The 20,031-nt window shown below is 66.1% G+C and carries 20 protein-coding genes; 7 read left to right on the forward strand and 13 right to left on the reverse strand.

What is annotated here, in order from left to right; genetic code table 11:
• Window positions 1-95 precede the first annotated feature (95 nt).
• From OC450_RS04890 to OC450_RS04905, 4 genes are all read left to right on the forward strand, one after another.
• A complete protein-coding gene (locus tag OC450_RS04890; protein WP_211386762.1) occupies window positions 96-695 on the forward strand; it encodes a hypothetical protein in 600 nt (199 codons plus the stop codon).
• Between the two features lie 164 nt (window positions 696-859).
• Window positions 860-1,111 carry a DUF6894 family protein gene (locus OC450_RS04895; RefSeq protein WP_211386761.1) on the forward strand — a complete coding sequence of 84 codons (252 nt, stop codon included), beginning with the start codon at window positions 860-862 and terminating at the stop codon, window positions 1,109-1,111.
• A gap of 379 nt (window positions 1,112-1,490) precedes the next feature.
• On the forward strand, window positions 1,491-3,224 hold the full coding sequence (locus tag OC450_RS04900; protein WP_262047294.1) for a methyl-accepting chemotaxis protein: 1,734 nt from the start codon (window positions 1,491-1,493) through the stop codon (window positions 3,222-3,224).
• 394 nt (window positions 3,225-3,618) lie between these two features.
• Window positions 3,619-5,307: a methyl-accepting chemotaxis protein gene (locus OC450_RS04905; RefSeq protein WP_211386759.1), complete on the forward strand. Its 1,689-nt coding sequence runs from the start codon at window positions 3,619-3,621 to the stop codon at window positions 5,305-5,307.
• Here OC450_RS04905 and OC450_RS04910 read toward each other — a convergent pair.
• The 6 genes from OC450_RS04910 to OC450_RS04935 form a co-directional block, all read right to left on the reverse strand.
• Window positions 5,304-8,006: a DUF2339 domain-containing protein gene (locus OC450_RS04910; protein WP_262047295.1), complete on the reverse strand. Its 2,703-nt coding sequence runs from the start codon at window positions 8,004-8,006 to the stop codon at window positions 5,304-5,306. The two genes, OC450_RS04905 and OC450_RS04910, sit on opposite strands and share 4 nt — an antisense overlap.
• Window positions 8,007-8,055: 49 nt before the next feature.
• Window positions 8,056-9,024: an NUDIX hydrolase gene (locus tag OC450_RS04915; protein ID WP_211386757.1), complete on the reverse strand. Its 969-nt coding sequence runs from the start codon at window positions 9,022-9,024 to the stop codon at window positions 8,056-8,058.
• 19 nt (window positions 9,025-9,043) lie between these two features.
• Window positions 9,044-9,550, reverse strand: coding sequence for a tyrosine phosphatase family protein (locus tag OC450_RS04920; protein WP_211386756.1), 507 nt, complete (start codon window positions 9,548-9,550; stop codon window positions 9,044-9,046).
• Between the two features lie 144 nt (window positions 9,551-9,694).
• The gene (locus OC450_RS04925) at window positions 9,695-10,309 is read right to left on the reverse strand and encodes a YfbR-like 5'-deoxynucleotidase (RefSeq protein ID WP_211386755.1); all 615 of its coding nucleotides are present in this window, start codon (window positions 10,307-10,309) and stop codon (window positions 9,695-9,697) included.
• Complete coding sequence (locus tag OC450_RS04930) at window positions 10,306-10,932, reverse strand: DNA-3-methyladenine glycosylase I (protein WP_211386754.1); 627 nt, start codon at window positions 10,930-10,932, stop codon at window positions 10,306-10,308. Before OC450_RS04930 ends, OC450_RS04925 begins: the two co-directional genes overlap by 4 nt.
• Window positions 10,929-11,810 (reverse strand): YgfZ/GcvT domain-containing protein, encoded by an 882-nt coding sequence (locus OC450_RS04935; RefSeq protein ID WP_211386753.1) that lies wholly within the window; start codon window positions 11,808-11,810, stop codon window positions 10,929-10,931. The genes OC450_RS04930 and OC450_RS04935 overlap by 4 nt, the downstream gene beginning before the upstream one ends.
• 101 nt (window positions 11,811-11,911) lie before the next feature.
• Between OC450_RS04935 and OC450_RS04940 the strand changes: the two genes are divergently transcribed.
• Together OC450_RS04940 and OC450_RS04945 are read left to right on the forward strand one after the other, a co-directional pair.
• The gene (locus tag OC450_RS04940; RefSeq protein WP_211386752.1) at window positions 11,912-13,246 is read left to right on the forward strand and encodes a dihydroorotase; all 1,335 of its coding nucleotides are present in this window, start codon (window positions 11,912-11,914) and stop codon (window positions 13,244-13,246) included.
• 139 nt (window positions 13,247-13,385) lie between these two features.
• Window positions 13,386-14,255, forward strand: a complete 870-nt coding sequence (locus OC450_RS04945) for a sulfurtransferase (protein WP_262047296.1) — start codon at window positions 13,386-13,388, stop codon at window positions 14,253-14,255.
• A 188-nt stretch (window positions 14,256-14,443) separates the two neighbouring features.
• Here the strand turns inward: OC450_RS04945 and OC450_RS04950 are convergent, their stop codons facing one another.
• The 4 genes from OC450_RS04950 to OC450_RS04965 form a co-directional block, all read right to left on the reverse strand.
• Entirely contained in the window at window positions 14,444-14,710 is a 267-nt protein-coding gene (locus OC450_RS04950) for a hypothetical protein (RefSeq protein ID WP_007594892.1), read from the reverse strand.
• Window positions 14,711-14,891: 181 nt separating this feature from the next.
• Complete coding sequence (locus OC450_RS04955; protein ID WP_211386750.1) at window positions 14,892-15,269, reverse strand: TIGR02301 family protein; 378 nt, start codon at window positions 15,267-15,269, stop codon at window positions 14,892-14,894.
• A 47-nt stretch (window positions 15,270-15,316) separates the two neighbouring features.
• Window positions 15,317-15,751: an NUDIX hydrolase gene (locus tag OC450_RS04960; protein WP_211386749.1), complete on the reverse strand. Its 435-nt coding sequence runs from the start codon at window positions 15,749-15,751 to the stop codon at window positions 15,317-15,319.
• A gap of 3 nt (window positions 15,752-15,754) precedes the next feature.
• A complete protein-coding gene (locus OC450_RS04965) occupies window positions 15,755-16,255 on the reverse strand; it encodes a hypothetical protein (RefSeq protein ID WP_211386748.1) in 501 nt (166 codons plus the stop codon).
• Between the two features lie 63 nt (window positions 16,256-16,318).
• On the opposite strand from OC450_RS04965, the gene OC450_RS04970 reads away from it, so the two are divergent.
• Window positions 16,319-17,083 carry an SOS response-associated peptidase gene (locus OC450_RS04970; protein ID WP_211386747.1) on the forward strand — a complete coding sequence of 255 codons (765 nt, stop codon included), beginning with the start codon at window positions 16,319-16,321 and terminating at the stop codon, window positions 17,081-17,083.
• 35 nt (window positions 17,084-17,118) lie between these two features.
• Here OC450_RS04970 and OC450_RS04975 read toward each other — a convergent pair whose 3' ends face one another.
• The 3 genes from OC450_RS04975 to OC450_RS04985 all read right to left on the reverse strand — a co-directional run bounded on the left by OC450_RS04975 (window position 17,119) and on the right by OC450_RS04985 (window position 20,022).
• Window positions 17,119-18,312 (reverse strand): CaiB/BaiF CoA transferase family protein, encoded by a 1,194-nt coding sequence (locus OC450_RS04975; RefSeq protein WP_262047297.1) that lies wholly within the window; start codon window positions 18,310-18,312, stop codon window positions 17,119-17,121.
• 36 nt (window positions 18,313-18,348) lie between these two features.
• Window positions 18,349-19,278 (reverse strand): glycine reductase, encoded by a 930-nt coding sequence (locus OC450_RS04980; RefSeq protein ID WP_211386745.1) that lies wholly within the window; start codon window positions 19,276-19,278, stop codon window positions 18,349-18,351.
• A gap of 162 nt (window positions 19,279-19,440) precedes the next feature.
• The gene (locus OC450_RS04985) at window positions 19,441-20,022 is read right to left on the reverse strand and encodes an NUDIX domain-containing protein (RefSeq protein ID WP_211386744.1); all 582 of its coding nucleotides are present in this window, start codon (window positions 20,020-20,022) and stop codon (window positions 19,441-19,443) included.
• Window positions 20,023-20,031 lie beyond the last annotated feature (9 nt).

Here is a 20,031-nt window from a genome sequence, read left to right on the forward strand (position 1 = left end):
CAACCAAGCTGCTTCAATGTCGCCATGGTTAGTATGGTAAGCAGCGGGTAAAGAGATAAGGCATAGCCCGCTGCGGGGTTGGTTCGGAGTTGAGCATGCTTGCGCGTATTGTGTTGGGGGCTGTCACGGCGGCAGCGACGTTGGCGCCGGCCATTGCAGGAAGCATGAACGCCGACGAGGCGCGGCGCTTCGTGGCCGGCAAGGTGTTCGCCTTCACGTGTTTCGATGGCACGCGCGGCGCGGGCCGCATCCTGGACGATCTCGGCGCCGCCGGCGCGGTGCAGTTCTCCGGCGCAGGCCCGGTGAAACATCTCCGCCTGCCCGGCAACACGCTCCAGATCCGCGGCCAGAACGTTTGCGCCTCGATCAAGGGCATTCCGTTCGAGCCCTGTTTCAACCTTGAAAAGACCGACGATCGCAGCTTCCGCGGCTCGGTGTCGGGGATGGGCTTTGCCTATTGCGACTTCCACCACCAGGGCGGCAACCAGATGCTGATGGCGCGCGCTGCGGCGCGTCCGCGCTCGCTGCGCACCTCGGAACACACCGGTTCGGTCGGCGCGTCCAACACCGAGGTCGCCGCGCGAGTGGAGACCCCGCGGGTCGAGAGCAGCCGGCTCGAGCCGGTGAAGCCGGAAGCCAAATCGGAGCCCGCCGGCAACGAGGGTCCGCTGGAGCTGCGCCGCTCGACCCAGTGAGTTGGCTGCGCGGGACGGTCCGCGCACTTTGTCGTTGAGAGCTGCCGTCGAAACACGAAGCCGCCGCGCCGTAGTCATACGGACGGCGGCTTTCATGCGTTGGTAGCGACTCGCGCCGCAGTTTGCGTACGGCCGGGGGGCGCGGCCCGATAAAGGGTTCAACGATGTCGCTGTACTTCTTCCGTATCAGCACGGGCCGCTATTCCGGCGCTGCCGACCAGCCATATGAGTTCGAGGATCGCGCCGCAGCCTGGACCGAGATGACCGAGGTCTGCGCCAATTTGCTCGGCGGCATCGCGCGCAGCCTGAAGCCGAACGCCGAGTGGCGCATGGAACTGCTCGACGAGAACAAGAAGCCGGTCTTCTGTATCAGTCTCGTCGGCGAAAGCCATCCGCTTCCCAACCGCATCGATTGATCTCCGCGCGTTCGCGCGACATCGATGTTCGTGCCGCTACGGCTCGATTTGTTGAAGAGCTCGGAATTGTTCGGAGGGATGTTCTGCCGAAATGCGAACTCCGCCGGGTTGGTCCGCCGAACGGAAGCAATACATTTTCTCAGTCACATTCACCTTCCGGCGCCCGCCGCCAACAGTCCTATCACTGCGTGTGATTAACTTGTTAAGCGCGCATTCCGTGCTAGATTTCAAGGGGTTTCCGCGCTCATGCAGTATTTCCACGGGGGCCGTTGTTAACCAGATTGGAATGGCAATCGCTCATTTTTTTGAGCAAGGGCGATCAACGCCGAGGGCGGCCGACAATGATTTGGCTGCGCATTTCCCCAAGGAAAGCATGCCCATGTTGAGCCTCGTTCAGAATTTGCGGATCGGGACCAAGCTGGCGATTGCGTCGGCCCTCGGTATCCTTCTGGTCCTTTCCATGATCGCAAGTCAGCTTGCCGGCAACGGCAGCGTGCGCGGCTCGAACCAGGCCGCATTCGCGCAGCTCGAGCTGGCGCGGGACGCGATCGAAGCCAAACTCTTGTTGCGCGGCATGCAGCTCGCCGTCCGCGATATCCGGCTCGCCAGCAATTCGGGTGAATTGCAGAAGGCGAGCGAGACTCTGGTGGAGCGGTCGAAAGCGCTGAACGGCGCCGTCGACGCCATGCTCAAGCTGACGCATTCCGCGGAAAATCGTGCGCGCATCGAAAAGGTCAAGGGCCTGTCCGCGGACTACTCGAAAGGCTCACTCCAGAACGCCTCGGTTCGCAGCGAGGCCATCGCCCTGGCGGGCACCGACCCTGTCCGCTCTGCCAAGATGGCCGAGGAAGGCGTGCGCCTGGCCCGTGAGGTGACGCTGCCGATCGCTGCGCAGCTCGACACGCTGACGGACCAGATCGCCGATTTCGCCAGACACAGAAGCGGCGAGGAGATCAGCGCAGCGACGCAGGAAACGGCTGCGAGCGAACGTCTCGGCATGGTGGTCGGTGCGTGCGCCGTGCTCGTTCTTGTCGGTTCGTGGCTCATGTCCTTCCTGACCATCGCGCGGCCGATCCGCGCGCTCACGGTCGCGATGGACAAGCTCGCCGGTGGTGATTTCTCCGTGGTGCTGCCGGGCCTCGGCCGCAAGGACGAGGTCGGCGGTGTCGCGGCGGCCGTCGAGAAGTTCAAGATCGTGTCGGAGCAGAAGGCACGCGAGGAGGCCGAGGCCAAGATGCGGCAGGATCAGGCCGCGGCCGAGCAGCGCAAAGCCGAGATGCGCAGGCTTGCCGACGGCTTCGAAGGAGCCGTTGGCGAGATCGTCGATACCGTCTCCTCCGCTGCGACAGAGCTCGAAGCTTCGGCGTCGACCTTGACCTCGACGGCCGAGCGCGCACAGGAATTGACGACGATGGTGGCTGCGGCCTCCGAAGAAGCGTCCACCAACGTGCAGTCGGTGGCGTCGGCGACGGAGGAGCTATCGTCTTCCATAACGGAGATCAGCCGGCAGGTGCAGGAATCCGCGCGTGTGGCAAGCGAGGCGGTCAGCCAGGCCCGCACCACGACCGACCGCGTCGGAGAATTGTCCAAGGCGGCGGCGCGGATCGGCGACGTGGTCGAGCTGATCAACACCATCGCCGGCCAGACCAACCTGCTGGCGCTCAACGCCACGATCGAGGCGGCGCGCGCCGGCGAGGCCGGCCGCGGCTTTGCCGTGGTCGCCTCCGAGGTGAAGGCGCTTGCCGAGCAGACCGCGAAGGCAACCGGCGAGATCGGCCAGCAGATTTCCGGCATCCAGGCGGCGACGCAGGACTCCGTCAGCGCCATCAGCGCCATCAGCGACACCATCGAAAAGCTGTCCGAGATATCGTCTACCATAGCCGCGGCGGTCGAGGAGCAGGGCGCGGCGACGCAGGAAATCTCCCGCAACGTACAGCAGGCGGCGGAAGGCACCCATCAGGTGTCGTCCAACATCACCGACGTGCAGCGTGGCGCAGGCGAGACCGGCTCCGCGTCCTCGCAGGTGCTGGCGGCGGCACGGTCACTGTCCGGCGACAGCAATCGCCTCAAGCTCGAAGTCGGCAAATTCCTCGACACCGTGCGCGCCGCCTGACGGCGGCCGTCCTCGCCGATCATCGGCCGACTTCCCCATCGCTTGCGCAGGATGGCAACCGGCTGACGAGCGAGGTCGCGCGCTTCCTGGCGGCGGTGCAGACGGCGTGAGGGCCGTCCGCCTCGGTCGGATGCTGCCACGCAGGCGCGGCGCGCTCGCGCCGCAGCACGAATTCGCGCAGCTGCAACAGACGGTTGCAGAGAAAATAACGACGGCCGGGAGCGTCCCGTAGTTTTACGTAGGTTCCTGTTAACGCCTGTTTGCAACTATGAGAGCAATCTTACCGGATAAGAACCAGCCAGCATTGTTGGAATGACCACGCCCTGTCGTCCGTCGTGACGATTGCGGGCGCAGATAAGTCGTGCGTTGCCAGCTATCATCGGGATTTGTCGTGATGTCGAAATTGTCGATCGTCTTCAAGCTTCTGGCCGTGTTATCGGTCCTCGTTCTGTCGCTCGCCGGCGTCGGCGTGACCGCGATCGGTACCATGCAGAGCATCAACGCGCACACGGTCGAGATCGCGGAGAGTTGGCTGCCCAGCGTGCGCGCGCTCGGCTCGCTGCGCGCCGACATCAACGAGCTGCGCGTCGCGCTCCGCCTGCATCTGATGCAGGACACCGCAGAGGGCAAGGACGCTGCCGAGAAGCGCCTCGCCTCGTTGCGGGAGCGCATCGAGAAGACCCGCAAGGTCTACGAACCACTGATCACCGTTGCCGAAGAGCGTTCGCTCTATGGGCAATGGACCACGGCGTGGGGTGAGTATCTGAACGGCGTGCAGGAGGTGATGGCGCTGTCGCGCAAGAGCGTCGGCCGCTTCCCGACGGAAGCCAACGAGCTGTTGCAGACCAGGGTCGCGAAGATGGCGCAGGCCGCCGATCCGCTGCTCCAGAAAGGCATCGAGATAAATAATCGCGGCGCGGAACTGGAGACCAAGCAGGCGGCTGACAGCTACGCGATGATCTTTCGCGTGCTGGTCGGCATCATCGTGCTTTCGGTCGTGATCGCGATCGGCGCTGCTTATTATCTCGTGCGCGACGTTTCCCGTGGTATCGCCTCGATCATCCGGCCGATGCAGTCGCTCGGCGAGGGCGATCTCTCGGCCGAGGTGCCGCATCGCGGCGAGAAAACCGAGATCGGCTCGATGGCGGATGCGCTCCAGATCTTCAAGGAAGCGCTGATCGCCAAGAAAGCCGCGGACGAGGCCGCCGCAGCCGACGCCGAGGCCAAGATCGAGCGCGGCCGCCGCGTCGACGCCATCACCCGCAAGTTCGAAGCCATGATCGGCGAGGTCGTCGGGACCGTGTCGTCGGCCTCGACCGAGCTCGAGGCTTCCGCGTCGACGCTGACCAGCACGGCGCAGCGCGGGCGCGAGCTCGCGACCGTCGTTGCCGCAGCGTCCGAAGAGGCCTCCACCAACGTGCAGGCCGTGGCATCCGCTTCGGAAGAGCTGTCGTCCTCCATCACCGAGATCAGCCGCCGCGTGCAGGATTCGGCACGGATGGCGGCGGAAGCCGTCGAACAGGCGACGCGGACCAACGCGCGCGTCAACGAGCTGTCGCAGGCGGCCGCCCGCATCGGCGACGTCGTCGAGCTCATCAACACCATCGCGGGCCAGACCAATTTGCTGGCGCTGAACGCGACCATCGAGGCCGCGCGTGCCGGCGAAGCCGGCCGCGGCTTCGCGGTCGTCGCCTCCGAGGTCAAGGCGCTGGCCGAGCAGACCGCGAAGGCGACCGGCGAGATCGGGGCGCAGGTCGCGGGCATTCAGGCCGCGACGCAGGAATCGGTCAGTGCCATCCAGGAGATCGGCGGCACCATCGAGCGGCTGTCCGAGGTGTCCGCGGCCATCGCCGCCGCCGTCGAGGAGCAGGGCGCGGCGACGCAGGAAATCTCGCGCAACGTGCAGCAGGCCTCGGTCGGCACCCAGGAGGTCTCGTCCAACATCACCGACGTGCAGCGCGGCGCGATCGAGACCGGCGAGGCCTCGACGGAAGTGCTGTCGGCGGCGAAATCGCTCGCGACCGACAGCACGCGCCTGAAGGTCGAGGTCGCGCAGTTCCTGGATTCGGTCCGCGCGGCCTAGCTGCTCGTCTGCTGAGCCGGCGGCGGTGCGACCTGCCGCCGGAACAGGATGCGCTGGTAGAGCCAGCCGATCGCGACCAGCACGATGCCGAGGCACATGAACGACAGCGCGCGGTAGACGCCTGTCAACGTCGACATGTCGATCACGAAAGCCTTCAGGATCGTCAGAGCGATGACGACGGCCGACGCCAGCCGCGCCCGCTCCGAATTGACGAGAATGCCGACGCCGAGCAGCACCACGCCGAAGCCGAGCCAGCCGATCGAATAGGTGTATTGCTCGGCGCCCGTGGTGCCGCCGCTAGTGAGGATCGGGCCGTGATAGAAGCGGCGGATCTCCAGCGTGACATAGGCAAGCGCGAACACGAGCGCGCCGCCCGCGATGGTGTTAGCGTAGGCCTTGCCGCGCTCGCCGACCACCGCATAGGACAACAGCAGCAGCAACACCGCCGGCAGTGCGTAGCCGAGCAGCAACAGGTTGAACACCGCGCCGCCGACGTCGACCCGCCACAGCATCGGGTTCTCCAGGATGAAGAGTCCGAACACGCCGACGAGTCCGCCAATTGCCGTCAGCACGACGGCGCCGACATTGTGCACGATGCTGCGGCTGCGTAGCCGAAGCCGCTCCAGTCCGATCGCCATGGCGAACGCGACGCAGGCCTGCAACGCGCATTCCAGCAGCGACGGTGCCGATGTCATGCCGCCGCCGGTCGCGAAGTGGCGAATCTCCATAAAGGCGAGCAGCGCGGTGAACAGGATCGCGGCGGCCTCGACCACGCGCAGCGGCGTGTCGTCGCCGCGCCGGCGCAGGAACAGGCTCGCCGCCCAGAACGATGCCGCCGGCAGGCCGTAGCCCCAGAGCAGCCAGTTGAAGATCGGCGTGGTACCGACGGCGTCGCCAACGATACGCGGATCGTAGCCGATGCGCGCGGTGACGATCGCGGCGAAGATGGCGGCGAGCCGGCGCAGAACCGGGATCGGCCGCTGCAACGAGATCCAGGCGGTGCCGAGCGACATCAGTGCGAGCGCAATGGTGAGCCAGCCCTTCTCCAGCGCAAACGTCAGCGCCAGCGCCAGCGCACCGAGCGTGCCGGTCGCGAACAGTGCGGTCGAGGTGGCGACGCCCGGCCGGGTCTCGCGACGCATCAGGGCTTCGGTCGCAGCACCAAAGGCCGCGGCCAGCAGCACCGCAAGGATCGCGAACGGGATCGAGCGATCGAGATGGGCAATGCGCGCGTAGAGCGCGACCAAGATCGCGATCGGCGTTGCAACCCCCGCCGCCGACCACACGACCGGAATGATCGCCGAATTCGAACGGCCCTGCGCGAAAAAGCCCGCGAGGCCGAATCCGGCGGCAAAGACCGCGGCCATCACCAGATGCAGTGTCACCGAGCTGTCAGTCGCAACCGGTCCGACGCCGACCATGGGCCCGCCCGGCAGCACCAGCATGTCTGGGTTGGCGAGCACCGCCCATTCGGCGAACACGATGAAGACGGTCGCTGCAGCCGCGCCCAGCGCGCCCGTCGCCGCCGGGGCCCGCCAGGCGACGAACAGCGTGGCTCCCACGAGCAGCGTGAAGGCGATCAGCGCCAGATCGGCATGCGCGCTCGACAGCACGATCAGCATCGCGCCGAACAGATAGGCGCCGAGTGAGCTCGACGACACCGGTTCGATCTCCCCGTCCTCGATGCTGGGGCCGAACATGAACCCGCAGACCACGAGCAGCGCGGACAGCACGAAGCCGGCGATGACATGGAACGCGTGCGGCGCAACCTGCAAATCGCTAGTGTCGAGACCAGGGAAGATCCAGAGCACCGCGAAGGCGATGGTTGTCACCGCAAGCCAGCGCCACAGCCGGATGCGGGCGAGGCCGAAGCTCGCGGCGGTGACGATGGCGAGATAGATGTAGAGCGCCCAATAATCCGGCTTGCTGCTGGAGACGAGGATCGGCGTCACGAACGCGCCGACCACGCCGAGGCCCGCGAGCGCGGGTCCGTGCAACAGCGCCGCGGCCAGCGTGCCCAGCGCGACGAGGCCGAGCAGCACGAAGGCGGTCGCAGGCACGAGGAAGCCGTAGAGCGCATAGGCCGCGTAGATGGTGGCAAACGCCACCGCCGTTCCGGCCGCGGTGAGGATCGCGGGGATGTTGGCGATCGGCAGCGCGGCGATGTTGGAGATGCTTTCCTTGCGCCGCGACCATTCGCCGGCACCAAGGAGCGCCAGCGCGAACACGCCGCCGAGGAACACGCGCACGCCGGGGCCGACGAGGCCGGCCTCGATCGAATAGCGCACCATGAAGAAGCCGCCGAGCGCCAACGCAAGGCCGCCGATCCACACCACCCAGCGGGTACCGAGCCGTTCCTCAAAGCCGGGCGCGGGCGCGGGCAATGGCGGCGGCGCATCCGCGCCGGGTTCGAGCGGGGGCGGCGAAACCTCTTCGGTCACGGGCGGAGGCGGCGCGGCCTCGGCTGCGGCTTCGGGCGCAAGCGGCGGCGGTTCTGCGGAGGCTGTCGCGGGCGCTTCAGCCTGCACCGCTGCGGGCATCAGCGGCGGCGGCTGCACGGGCCGCTGCGCGTAAAACATCTCTTCGAGCGAGTTCAGCCGGCGGCGCAACTCGGCCGCCTGGCTGGACGCCTTGATCGCGATCAGAAAGGCGATGATCGCAATGATCAGCGCAAAGACGTCAAACGGGCCGTCGAGCATGAAGCCTCCAGGCAACCGGCGGGCAGAGGCCGATCGCGCATGTGTCGGGTTAGCGCCGGGAGCGGACGCGCAAGCCCGGCGCGGGCCGCTCCTGGAGCACGTCGCGGCGGAAGCGGTAGAGCGCCGCCGGGCGTCCGCCCGTCTGTGTCGACATCACCCCGGTCGGTTCGACCAGGGCTTCGGTTTCGACCAGGCGGCGAAAATTCTGCTTGTGCAGGTGCCGGCCGGAGATTGCCTCCACCGTATACTGCAGTTCCGTAAGTGTGAACTCGGCGGGCAAAAGTTCAAAGACGACAGGACGATACTTCAGTTTTGCACGCAGCCGCGCGATCGCAGTCGCAAGAATCCGGCGGTGGTCGAAGCGCATGGACGTGCCGAGCGCGGGAAGTGTCTTGCGCGCTAATGCCGCAGGGCGGCCGTCGCGCCGCGCCTCCTCGATCAGCCCGGCCTCGTACAGGAGCTCGTAGCGGTCCAGCACGCGCTCCTCGTCCCAGGGCGCGCCGTCGAGGCCGAAATAGAACCGCACGCGATCCTTGCGCGGCAGCGCGCGCGTCGTCTCCGGGGTCTCCTGCTCGGCCCATGTCATCAGTGCCGGGAGGATGTCGCGCGCGATGATCGCGGGCGGCGCTTCGCGCCAGTCTTCCCATGGGAGGAAGCGATACCACGGCTCGAAGCTCGCACCGGTCGCCGCGAGTTCGCCGCCGACGGCGCGCGTCAGCGCGAGATATCCGATCGAGACCATGTGCGCGCCGGTGTCGCCGGCCTCGGCATGGCGGCCGCGATCGCCGAACGTATAGAGCTGCTCGACGTAGCCGAGCCGCAGGCCCGCCTGCTCCTCGACCCAGGCGCGCAGGCCGATCTCGAAGGTGCGATGGCTCAGCGCATCGAACGGGCCGAACGGCAGGCCGGCCAGCCCGTCGCTGCTACGCGCGGTGAGGATCAACGGCTCGTGGTTCTCGATCGCGACGATCGCCGCGGTCAGGCCGATCTCGATCGGCGTCAGGAGCTTGTCGCTCATGCGATGATGATCGCAGCGGTCATTCGAGCTCGATCACGAAGGGGCGGCCCTCGACCATCATCGCGCCCGGGCCCATCTCGTCGAGCGCGCGCAGCATGCGGCCGTTGCGTCCCAGCGCCCTGTCGGCAAGGGCGACGATGCGCCGGTTCGGCGAGGCGATCGGGGAGGCCGCGCGAATCTTCTTCGCGATCTCGACCTCGTCGCGTTCCGGATTGAGCGCGCAGACGGCCGCAAAGGCGCTCGCGGTGGAGCGGCTGATGCCGGCATAGCAATGCACCACCAGCGGCGCGCCGCGGTCCCAGCCGCGCACGAAGTTCAACACCTGCTCGATATGCGTTTCGGATGGCGCGACGAAGCCGTCCATCTCCTCGGTGATGTCGTCCATCGACACCTTGAGATGGTTGGCCGGCAGCACCGACACCGGTCGCGCCACCTGCTCGACATTGGCCATCACGGTCAGCACGTGGCTGGCCTTGGTGAGGCGGACGGTTTCGGGAAGGGCGGCGAGGGAGCAGACGTGGATCATGGCAGACCTTTTTGCCGCTGATTATAGCGAGCGTTCGCAGGGTGGGCAAAGGCGCATCGCGCCGCGCCCACCGCTTCGCGGCTCGCACATCTTGCCTAGTTTGGTGGGCGCATTTCGCTTCGCCCACCCTACGAAGTGATGATGCTACGCAAACACCGCCTTGAACCGCTCCAGAAACTGCTTCTCCGCCCGGGCCGCCGTCCAGGGCGTGAGGTAGTCGCGCCGGACGCTGTCGGACAGGCCGGGGTCGCGACCGAACAGGCGCCTCGCCTCGCTTTCGCTGAAGCCGGCAAGCTCGGTCGCCTCGAGGTAAGCCGCGCCGCGATCGGCGGCCTTGATGGCGAGCGTGATGTCGTCGGAGAGCACCGGCGGCAGGCCGAAACGGATGTGGATGGCGCCGAGCAGGCGCTTCTCGACCGCCTTGTAGTGACCGTCCAGCACAGCCTTGAACGGCGAGATCATGTCGCCGATCACATATTCGGGCGCATCATGCAGAAGCGCGGCAAGCCGCATGCGCTGGTCGGCGCGCGGCATCTCGTTCCGCATCACTGTTTCCACCAGCAGCGTGTGCTGCGCGACCGAGAAGATGTGCGCGCCGGTGGTCTGCCCGTTCCAGCGCGCGACCCGCGCCAGCCCATGCGCGATGTCGGCAATCTCGATATCGAGCGGGGAGGGATCGAGCAAATCGAGCCGCCGGCCCGACAGCATGCGCTGCCAGGCGCGGGACGCCAAGTCGGACTCCGTCTTCTTCGCGCTCATTTGACCTTGAGGCGCGGCTTGCGCTGAGTCTTGCCGCAGTTCGCGTGGCAATGGCAGTCGACGAGATGGTCGTTGACCATGCCGGTCGCTTCCATGAAGGCATAGACGATGGTGGGGCCGACGAACTTGAAGCCGCGCGAGGAGAGCTCCTTGGAGATTTGCACGGACAGCGGCGTCGAGGCCGGCACGCTTGCGGTGGTCTTGAAATGATTGATCTTGGGCCTTCCGCCCATGAAATCCCACAGCAGCTTTGAGAAGCCGGGGCCCTTCTCCATGATGTCCAGATAGGACTTCGCGCTTAGGATCGCGCCGTCGATCTTGGCGCGGTTGCGAACGATGCCGGCATCGTTCATCAGCGCGTGGACTTTCTTTTCGTTGTAGCGCGCGATCTTCTCCGGCTGGAAGTCGTCGAAGGCTTTGCGGAAATTGTCGCGCTTGCGCAAAATCGTGATCCAGGACAAGCCGGCCTGGAAGCCGTCGAGGATCAGCTTTTCATAGAGCGCACGGTCGCCATATTCCGGCACGCCCCATTCGGTGTCGTGATAGGCGACATAGAGCGGATCTTCGCCGGGCCACGGGCAACGCGTCAGGCCGTCGGGATGCAGGCGGGGGGCGCGGCTCATGCGGTGGGCTGCTTGGCGGGAATACGGACGATTTCAGGTTCGGCGAGTGTCAGGGCAAGGCCGCCGGCGGTGAGCGGCTGGCCGGCGTCGAGCGCGTCGGCAACGCGGTCGATGCGCACCAGCGCGATGCCCTTGCCCTGCGCCGAAGAACCCATCGTGCCCACCGGCTTGTCACCGGCCAGAATGCTGACGCCGGCCTCCGGCGAGAGGTCATCGAGCAGCACCTTGACGCTGCGGGTGCGCGCGGTGCCGCGATGCTGCATCCGCGAGACGACCTCCTGGCCGACATAGCAGCCCTTGTCGAAATCGACGCCGGCAAGCCGGTCCATGTTGGTCTCGTGCGGGAATGCGTCGCTGTACGTGAAATCGAGCCCGCCGCGAGGCACCCCGAGCGCGATTCGGTGGGCTTCATAGGCGGCGGCATCGACCAGTTCGGCGCCAATGAGATCGGAGAGCTTCTCCTTGAGCTGTTCGGGGATCAGGATGCGATAGCCGAGCTCGCCATGGCGCGGATCGGCAAAGGCAAGGTCCGGTTGCGCGGCCGGCTGGCCGTCCCAGGCAGCGAGCACGCCGAGATCGTCGGAGAGGTTTTCCACGATGACCTTGGCGCGCAGCTTGTAGAATTTCAGCTTGGTGGCGAGGCCCTCGGCGAGCGGCTTCGGGCAGTCGATCAGGAACCCGCCGCCATGGCCGGCAGGTGCTTCCGTGATCAGGAAATCGACGATGATCTTGCCCTGCGGCGTCAGCAGCGCACCGAATCGCCCCAGGCCCGGCTTGAGCCTGTCGAGATCGGTGGTGACGAGGCCGTTGAGGAAGTTGCGCGCATCCTCGCCCGCGACCTTGACCACGCCCCGGTCGGGAAGAAACGCTGATTTCATGCGAAAATCTCTTGCGACATGTTGCTCCGGAACGTAAGCCCGCAAGGATTAAACGACAAGACCTCGAGCCCTGCGCTTGGGGATGAGAGAGGCCTTCAGCCATGACCCAGCGTTTCGATGTGATCCTCAGGGGTGGCACCGTGGTCAACCAGGACGGCGAGGGTGTTCGCGATATCGGCATCACCAACGGCCGGATCGCCGAACTGGGCCCGCTGTCGCAGGCGTCTGCCGCGGAAGTGATCGACTGCAAGGGCCTGCACATCCTGCCCGGTGTGATGGACACGCAGGTGCATTTCCGCGAGCCCGGGCTGGAGCAGAAGGAAGACCTCGAGACCGGCTCGCGCAGCGCCGTGATGGGCGGCGTCACCGCCGTGTTCGAGATGCCGAACACGTCTCCGTTGACCGTGACGGAGGCCACCTTCACCGACAAGGTGAAGCGCGCCCATCACCGCATGCATTGCGATTTCGCATTCTTCATCGGCGGTACCCGCGAGAACGTGCAGGACCTGCCGGTGCTCGAACGCGCGCCGGGCTGCGCCGGCGTCAAGGTGTTCATCGGCTCCTCGACCGGCGCGCTGCTGGTGGAGGACGACGAGAGCCTGCGCCGTATCTTCCAGGTGATCCGCCGCCGCGCCGCCTTCCATGCCGAGGACGAATACCGCCTCAACGAGCGCAAGCCGCTGCGCATCGAGGGCGATACACGCTCGCATCCGGTGTGGCGCGACGAGACCGCGGCGCTGACGGCGACGCAGCGCCTGGTCAAGCTCGCGCACGAGACCGGCAAGCGTATCCACGTGCTGCACATCTCGACCAAGGAAGAGATCGAGTTCCTGCGCGACCACAAGGACGTCGCGTCCTGCGAGGCGACGCCGCACCATCTCACGCTGGTCGCGCCCGAATGCTACGAGCGGCTCGGCACGCTGGCGCAGATGAACCCGCCGGTGCGTGGCGCCGATCACCGCGCCGGCATCTGGCGCGGCATCGAGCAGGGCATCATCGACGTGCTCGGCTCCGATCACGCCCCGCATACGCTGGAAGAGAAGCAGAAGACCTATCCCGCTTCGCCCTCGGGCATGACCGGCGTGCAGACGCTGGTGCCGCTCATGCTCGACCACGTCAATGCCGGCCGGCTGTCGCTGGCACGGTTCGTCGACCTCACCAGCGCCGGCCCCGCGCGCCTCTACAACATGGCCTGCAAGGGCCGCATCGCCGCGGGCTACGACGCCGATTTCACCATCGTCGATCTCAAGCGCAGCGAAACCATCACCAACAAATGGGTGGCTTCCAAGGCCGGCTGGACGCCGTATGATGGCGTGCGTGTGACCGGTTGGCCCGTCGGCACCTTCATCCGCGGTCGCCGCGTGATGTGGCAGGGCGAACTGGTGACGGCCTCGCAAGGCGAGCCCGTGCGGTTTCTGGAGACGCTGAAGCAGTAGGGCAGGATGCAGCCTCGTCATTGCGAGGAGCGAAGCGAAGCAATCCAGAATCCCTCCGCGGCGGCAGTCTGGATTGTTTCGCTGCGCTCGCAATGACGAGGGGAGAAAGCTACACTCCCTCGATAGGGAGAGCAGTCAGATGTCCCAACCGACACCCCTCATCACCACCGACCAACTCGCCGCTATACTCGGCGATCCCAACCTGCGCCTCTACGACTGCACGACCTACAACGAGCCGGTGCCACCGGGCAGCGATTTGCCCTATCGCGCAGTGCCCGGCGATAAGACCTTCGCGGCCGGCCACATCCCGGGCGCCGATTTCCTCGACCTGCAGGGCGAGTTCTCCGACACCTCCGCGCAGCAGTTCTTCATGATGCCCGGTATCGCGCAGCTGGAGGCCGCGTTCGGCCGCCATGGCGCGGATGCGTCAAAGACCATCGTGCTCTACAGCATCGGCACCATGATGTGGTCGACGCGGTTCTGGTGGATGCTGCGCTCGCTCGGCGTCGATGCGAAAGTGCTCGATGGTGGTTTCGACAAATGGAAGGCCGAGGGGCGGCCGGTCGTAACGGGCGCATCGAAGGGCTATCCCGCCACGACCTTCAAGGCCGCGCCGCGCGCGGGCTTCTTCGTCGACAAGAGCACCGTAAAGGCGCGGATCGGTGATCCCTCCACGGCAATCGTCAACGCACTGGGACCGCAGTTTCATCGCGGCCTCGAGCCGAGCCGCTACGGCCAGCCCGGCCGTGTTCCCGGCAGCGTCAACGTGTCGGCTGCAACGCTCGTGAATGCCGACAAGACCATGACCTCGCTTGCGGATGCCGAAGCGAAGTTCGCCGCGGCAGGCGTCACGCGCGACAAGGATGTGATCCTGTATTGCGGCGGCGGCATCTCGGCGACGATCGACCTGCTGATGCTGACGCAACTCGGCTACGACAAGCTGACGCTGTACGACGCCTCGATGGGTGAGTGGGCGAGGGACCCGGCGCTGCCGATCGAGACGGACTAGAGACAACATTTCCCGACCGCAGCGGGAACATCTCCCGGCCGTCGCGAGACTAATGCTTGTCCGGGTAAGGCGGCTTCCGTGCGATAAACGCAGCAGACTTCGCGAACTCGTTCGCAAAATCCTGTTCGCAAAGTCATTCATCCGTAGACTGGCCCCGCCCGCGTGGCGGGGTCATTTTCGAACAGCGGTTACTGCCGGGAGATGTCGACGGAGAATTCGCCGTTGCGGATGCGGCCGGGAAAGCCCTCGACGAATTTCGCCACCGCGTCCTCGCCATAGGTGCCCACGAGCTCGGCCAAGGCCGCAAACAGGCTCGCCTGCGCCAGGCAGTCGCCGTCGACGCCATCGTGGCGCGCTTCGGCCCAGGCCTCGTTGAGATAGCTCAGCGCGGCCTGTTTCTGCTCGTGATCGGGTAGCGGCGCGCGGGCGGGGGCATAGGACACTGGATGGCTCATGAAACTCGACAGGGCTGGGGCGCGATCCACGGCGATGCGCTGTGCGAGAGGTGTAGCACGCGCATTAACGCTTGCTAGGCCACATCTTTAGGAACGGTTAACGGCTGTGAACAAAGACGATGACAGGGTTCCTGCGACGCGTAGGATGAGGGACTTGCGTTCGGATGAGGGGGGCGGGCGCTCAGTTCGCGTAACGCGCCGTGAGATCGCGCGAGATTTTCGAGCCTTCCTCGATATAGCGGCGGATCGCCACCGTCGCGGCGGGCGTGCAGCTCCGGTAGGTCTGCTGGAAGCCGTTATAGCCGCGGTTGAAGCCGGCGATCATGCGGGTGCGGCGTTCGCCGGAGGGGGTTTCCGCATCGATCAGCGCCTGCATCTCGTTGCGCCATTTGTTGCCTTCGTTGGACCCGCAGATGCCGCGCAGATAGTGCAGCCCGCCGAGAATCTCCGCCAGCCGCTGCAAATCGGCGTCGAACGGCGCCGCCACGTCCTGGGCCCGGGCGGGCGCGGAGGCGCAGGCGAGAATCAGGGCGAAAATGGCCAGAAATCGCGTGGACATCGGCGGGGGGTATGCCTCTTCACGCCGGTGGAAGCAAGGCGAGGCGGTCAGGGCCCGATCAGCCGGGCGGCGGCCTGAATGACCTCCTCCAGCCCCCCGGTCAGCTTGAGGTCGCCGAGGCTCGCCAGGGCGTCCGGGGCGATCCAGCGGTAGTCGTCGAGCTCATCATTCAGGGCCGGCTCCCGGGCCACCCAGCGGGCGGCAAAGGACATGATCAGGTAATGGCCGGCGCCGGCCGTGGCCGGCAGCACTTCGCGCCAACCGGCGAGACCGATGATCTCGATGGCGAGCCCGGTCTCCTCGTCGACCTCGCGCGCCAGCGCCTGGTGCAGCGATTCGCCGAACTCGACCCGGCCGCCCGGCAGCGAATAGAACCCTTTGGCGGGCGAGCGGGCGCGGCGGGTCAGCAGCACCTTGCCGTCGCGGAAGATCGCGGCACTGACCGCGACCTGGGGATGGCTGGGCTGGGCGACCGCAGCCACGGTTCAGTTCGCCATGATGGTATCGACGTCGGCTTCCGCGCCGCCATTGATGATGCCGCCGCAGGCCGCGATCAGCGGCTTGACCCAGGCCGTCGCCTGCTCGGCGAGGCGGACGCGGGTCGTGTCCTTCTCGACCTCGCGCATGGCCGATCCGACCGCGGTCAGGATCGAGGTCATGGTGTCGGTGATGTGGTCGAACTGGGTGCGCAGGTTCGGATCGGCTTTTTCATAGGCCTCGATCGCCAGATCGCGGGCCTTGAAATTCGACGCCGTGAAATGCTCGGCATAGGACAGCGGCGACCAGGTCAAAAAATCTTCCGCGCATTCCGGCATGTCCGGGACCATCTCCAACAGCATCACGGCTTCATTGAAATGGTTGAGATAGTCGGTGGCAAGCCCGGTCCGAGGGTTGATGTTGGCCACGCGCAGCCGCTCGGCCCAGGCGGCGGCCTCGGGGCCCGTCTGTGCATGCGTCCGCGCGGGTTGGGAGGCCGTTGAGCTCATCCGCCGCAGTGTTAACGTTCGGGGTTAAAAGGACCTGAACGGACCCTATATAGACGCCCTAGGATGTGTGGACGCTTCGTCATAACTTCGGCCCCCGCGGCTTTACGGCAACTGTTCGGCTACATCGAGCAGCCGAATTTCCCGCCCCGGTACAATGTCGCCCCGACGCAACCGATTCCGGTTGTTCTGGTCGAGAACGGCGCGCGACATTTCCGTCTGATGCGCTGGGGGCTGTTGCCGAGTTGGGTCAAGGATCCCAAAGGGTTTACGCTCCTGATCAATGCCCGCTCGGAAACGGTGCTGGAGAAGCCGGCGTTCAAACGCGCGATTCGCCGGCGGCGGGGCCTGATCCCGGCTGACGGCTATTACGAATGGAAGGCCGAAGGTGGCCGCAAGCAGCCCTTCTTCATCCACCGCGCCGACGGCACGCCGCTCGGCTTTGCCGCGATATTCGAGACCTGGGCCGGGCCGAACGGCGAGGAACTCGATACGGTCGCAATCGTCACGGCGGCGGCAGGCGAGGATCTGGCCGCGCTGCATGACCGCGTGCCCGTCACCATCAGCCCGCGCGATTTCGAGCGCTGGCTCGATATAAGGGGCGACGAGGTCGATACGATCCTGCCGCTGATGACGGCCCCGCGCATCGGCGAATTCGCCTGGCACCCGGTCTCCACCCGCGTCAATCGCGTCGCCAATGACGACGAGCAGTTGCTGCTGCCGATCAGTGCGGAGGAGATGGAGGCGGAGGTAGAGGCCGCGAAACCGAAGAAGGCCGCGCGGAAAACGGTGGCCGGGCCGGAGGATGGCGGACAAGGGTCGTTGTTCTGATCACCGGCGCCGTAGGGTGGAGTGAGGCTACGCCCTCACACGATCTCCCTTGCCCTGAGCGCCGCGATCTCCGCCGCATCGAAACCCAACTCTCCCAGCACCGCGTCCGTATCCGCGCCCAGTTCCGGCGCCATCCGGTCCAGCTTGCCGCCGCCATGCGCGAGCTTGAATCCGCTGCCGGCGAAGCGCAGGAGGCCGTAGGGCGTATCCAGCTCCTGGATCGCGCCGCGGGCCTTGATCTGCGGATGATCGATCACTTCCTCGACCTTCCAGATGCTGGAACAGGGCGCGCCGGCGTCCTCCAAAATCCTCTCCCATTCGCGCGCGGGCCTGGCCGCGAGCGCCTCTTCGATGATGGCGCGCAGGGCCGGCTCGTTCTCGTTGCGCGAGAACCAGTCGGCGAAGCGCGGATCGGAGAGCGTGTCCTCGCGGCCGAGTGCGCTCATCAGCGCGCGATACTGCTTTTCGTTGTTGACGGCGAGCAGGATATGGCCGTCGCCGCATCTGAACAAATTCGCCGTGGTCCGGCGGCTGACGGCCTGATTGCCTGACAACTGTTGGCGATGGCCGGCAACCGACCAGTCCGCGATTTGCCCGGAGAGAAACGCCATCGTCGCCTCCAGCATGGAGACGTCGATGAGCTGCCCCTTGCCGGTGCGGTCGCGCTGGTACAGCGCGCTCGACACGCCGAACGCAGCCGTGGCGCCCGAAAGCACGTCGCAAACCGCAAAGCCGGCGCGGGTCGGACCCGTTTCGGGATGGCCCGTGATCGCCATGATGCCCGACAGCGCCTGCATCTTGCCGTCATAGCCGGGCCGCAAGCGATCCGGGCCGGTCTGGCCGAAGCCTGAGACGGCGCAATAGATCAGCTTCGGATTGATCGCCGAGAGCGCCTCGTAGCCGATGCCGAGCTTGTCCATCACGCCGGGGCGGAAATTCTCCATGACGACGTCGACCTGGCTCGCGAGCTTCTTCACGATCGCGATCGCATCGGGCTTCTGCAGATCGAGCGTCAGGCTGCGCTTGTTGCCGTTGATGGCCTGGAACGCCGGCGCAAGGCCGCGCTCGGCCCATTCGCGCGACAGCGGCGTGCGGCGCATGTCCTCGCCCTCGCGCCGCTCGACCTTGATGACGTCGGCACCGAGCAGCGCGAGCTGGTAGCTCGCATAGGGGCCGGCCAGCACTTGGGTGAAATCCAGGATCTTCACGCCCTCGAACGGTCGCGTCACGTCTCTCTCCCTTTTTGTTCTGGTTGTCGGAGGACGTCAGGCGGCGCGATTGCCGCGCGCGATCTCCTTCTGCTTGTCGAATTCGGCGCGGCGGCGCGCGAGCTCTTCAGGCGAGAGCTGCGCGACGTTGTTGTAGTCGAGCTTCCAGGAGGCGTCCTCGCTCCAGCGCAGCGGCGACTGCATCGTGGTCTGCGGGCCGCTTGCGGTCTCCAGCAGTGTCAGCGCCAGCTCGAGCGTCTGCGCCTGCGAGCCGACGTCCTGCGGCCTGCCGGCGGAATTGCCGAGCGGGAAGTCGGAGAACAAGAAGCGCGGCACGGCGGCGTGCTCGATGATGTCCTTGGCACAGCCCATGATCACGGTCGAAATACCGCCGGCCTCGAGATGCCGCGCCACCAGCGCGGTGGTCTGGTGGCAGACCGGGCAGTTCGGCACCAGCACGGCGACATCGACCTGGTCCGCGAGGCAGCGCGCCAGTATCTCGGGCGCGTCGGTGTCGAGCGTGACGCGATGGCTGCGATTGGTCGGCGCGCCGAAGAAGCGCGGGGCGACGTCGCCGATTCGCCCCGCCGCGCTCGCCTTCAAGAGCTGCGGCAGCGGAAACCAGGTGCCGTTGTCGGTGGCCGTGGTGTGCTTGCGGTCGTAGCCGATATGCGAGATGCGCAAATCGTGCTGCCTCGACGTGTCACCATCATAGACCTGGTAGAATTTCGCGCTGCCATTATACGCCGCGCCCGGCCCCTGGTCGCCCTTGGTCGGATCGAACGGTGCAGCCGTGGTGATGATGGTGACGCGCGATTGTCCGAGCGGCTTCTTCAACGGCTGGAATGGCGCCTCGGTGTAATGCGCCCAGCGATACGCCGTGGTATAGCCGATCGCCGCGTAATAGTCGCGGGTGCGCTGCATGTAGGGGACGGGGGCATCGTAGTCGGGTGCAAAGCCGAATTCGTCGTCGCGCAGAGCGGACATGGGCGCGTCTCCTGGTTCTTGGTTGGGACCAGACTAGAGATAGTCGGCGGTGAGCTCAACGGGGGGCAGCGCGGCGCAGGCCAGAATTGCAGTTGCGGATGATGCCGCATCGGCGGTGCCGCTTACCCTCTCCTGGAGGGTCCCCTCCAGCGGCGGGTAAAGCTACCGAAACACATGTAGCGCCGCATGCTGCAGCAGCATGATTGCCTTGGCGTCGATGATGCGGCCGTCCGCGATCATCGCCAGCGCCTCGTCGATGGAGAGCTCCAGCACCTCGATGTCCTCGCCTTCGTGCGCGAGGCCGCCGCCGGCGCTGACGCGCATCTCCGGCTCGTACTCGGCGACGAAGAAATGCAGCCTCTCCGTGACGGCGCCGGGGCTCATGAAGGCCTCGAACACCTTGTGGACGTGGTGCAGGCGGTAGCCGGTTTCCTCCTCGGCCTCGGCGCGGATGCGCACCTCGGGCGAGGCGTCGTCCAGCACGCCGGCGGCGGCCTCGATCAGGAGATCGTCGTAGCCGCGGATGAACGCCGGCAGGCGGAATTGGCGGACCAGGATCACGGTGCGCCGCGCGCGGTTGTAGGGTAGCACGGCCGCGGCGTTGTCGCGCTCATAGATTTCGCGGTGCTGCGTCTGCCATTCGCCGCTGGCGCGCCGGTACTCGAACGTGGTGTTTTTCAGGATGGTCCAATTGTCAGAGAGCACGCGGACGTCCTTGATGCGGACGCGATCGGAAATGGTCATGACTGTCTT

Source organism: Bradyrhizobium sp. Bra78 (genome assembly GCF_024519855.1).
Classification (GTDB): Bacteria; Pseudomonadota; Alphaproteobacteria; order Rhizobiales; family Xanthobacteraceae; genus Bradyrhizobium; species Bradyrhizobium japonicum_G.

Excerpts from the sequence above, each read along its gene's own strand:
- OC450_RS04890 (WP_211386762.1), top strand. The coding sequence starts at position 96 with ATGCTTGCGCGTATTGTGTTGGGGGCTGTCACGGCGGCAGCGACGTTG.
- OC450_RS04895 (WP_211386761.1), top strand. The coding sequence starts at position 860 with ATGTCGCTGTACTTCTTCCGTATCAGCACGGGCCGCTATTCCGGCGCT.
- OC450_RS04900 (WP_262047294.1), top strand. The coding sequence starts at position 1,491 with ATGTTGAGCCTCGTTCAGAATTTGCGGATCGGGACCAAGCTGGCGATT.
- OC450_RS04905 (WP_211386759.1), top strand. The coding sequence starts at position 3,619 with ATGTCGAAATTGTCGATCGTCTTCAAGCTTCTGGCCGTGTTATCGGTC.
- OC450_RS04910 (WP_262047295.1), bottom strand. The coding sequence starts at position 8,006 with ATGCTCGACGGCCCGTTTGACGTCTTTGCGCTGATCATTGCGATCATC.
- OC450_RS04915 (WP_211386757.1), bottom strand. The coding sequence starts at position 9,024 with ATGAGCGACAAGCTCCTGACGCCGATCGAGATCGGCCTGACCGCGGCG.
- OC450_RS04920 (WP_211386756.1), bottom strand. The coding sequence starts at position 9,550 with ATGATCCACGTCTGCTCCCTCGCCGCCCTTCCCGAAACCGTCCGCCTC.
- OC450_RS04925 (WP_211386755.1), bottom strand. The coding sequence starts at position 10,309 with ATGAGCGCGAAGAAGACGGAGTCCGACTTGGCGTCCCGCGCCTGGCAG.
- OC450_RS04930 (WP_211386754.1), bottom strand. The coding sequence starts at position 10,932 with ATGAGCCGCGCCCCCCGCCTGCATCCCGACGGCCTGACGCGTTGCCCG.
- OC450_RS04935 (WP_211386753.1), bottom strand. The coding sequence starts at position 11,810 with ATGAAATCAGCGTTTCTTCCCGACCGGGGCGTGGTCAAGGTCGCGGGC.
- OC450_RS04940 (WP_211386752.1), top strand. The coding sequence starts at position 11,912 with ATGACCCAGCGTTTCGATGTGATCCTCAGGGGTGGCACCGTGGTCAAC.
- OC450_RS04945 (WP_262047296.1), top strand. The coding sequence starts at position 13,386 with ATGTCCCAACCGACACCCCTCATCACCACCGACCAACTCGCCGCTATA.
- OC450_RS04950 (WP_007594892.1), bottom strand. The coding sequence starts at position 14,710 with ATGAGCCATCCAGTGTCCTATGCCCCCGCCCGCGCGCCGCTACCCGAT.
- OC450_RS04955 (WP_211386750.1), bottom strand. The coding sequence starts at position 15,269 with ATGTCCACGCGATTTCTGGCCATTTTCGCCCTGATTCTCGCCTGCGCC.
- OC450_RS04965 (WP_211386748.1), bottom strand. The coding sequence starts at position 16,255 with ATGAGCTCAACGGCCTCCCAACCCGCGCGGACGCATGCACAGACGGGC.
- OC450_RS04970 (WP_211386747.1), top strand. The coding sequence starts at position 16,319 with ATGTGTGGACGCTTCGTCATAACTTCGGCCCCCGCGGCTTTACGGCAA.
- OC450_RS04980 (WP_211386745.1), bottom strand. The coding sequence starts at position 19,278 with ATGTCCGCTCTGCGCGACGACGAATTCGGCTTTGCACCCGACTACGAT.
- OC450_RS04985 (WP_211386744.1), bottom strand. The coding sequence starts at position 20,022 with ATGACCATTTCCGATCGCGTCCGCATCAAGGACGTCCGCGTGCTCTCT.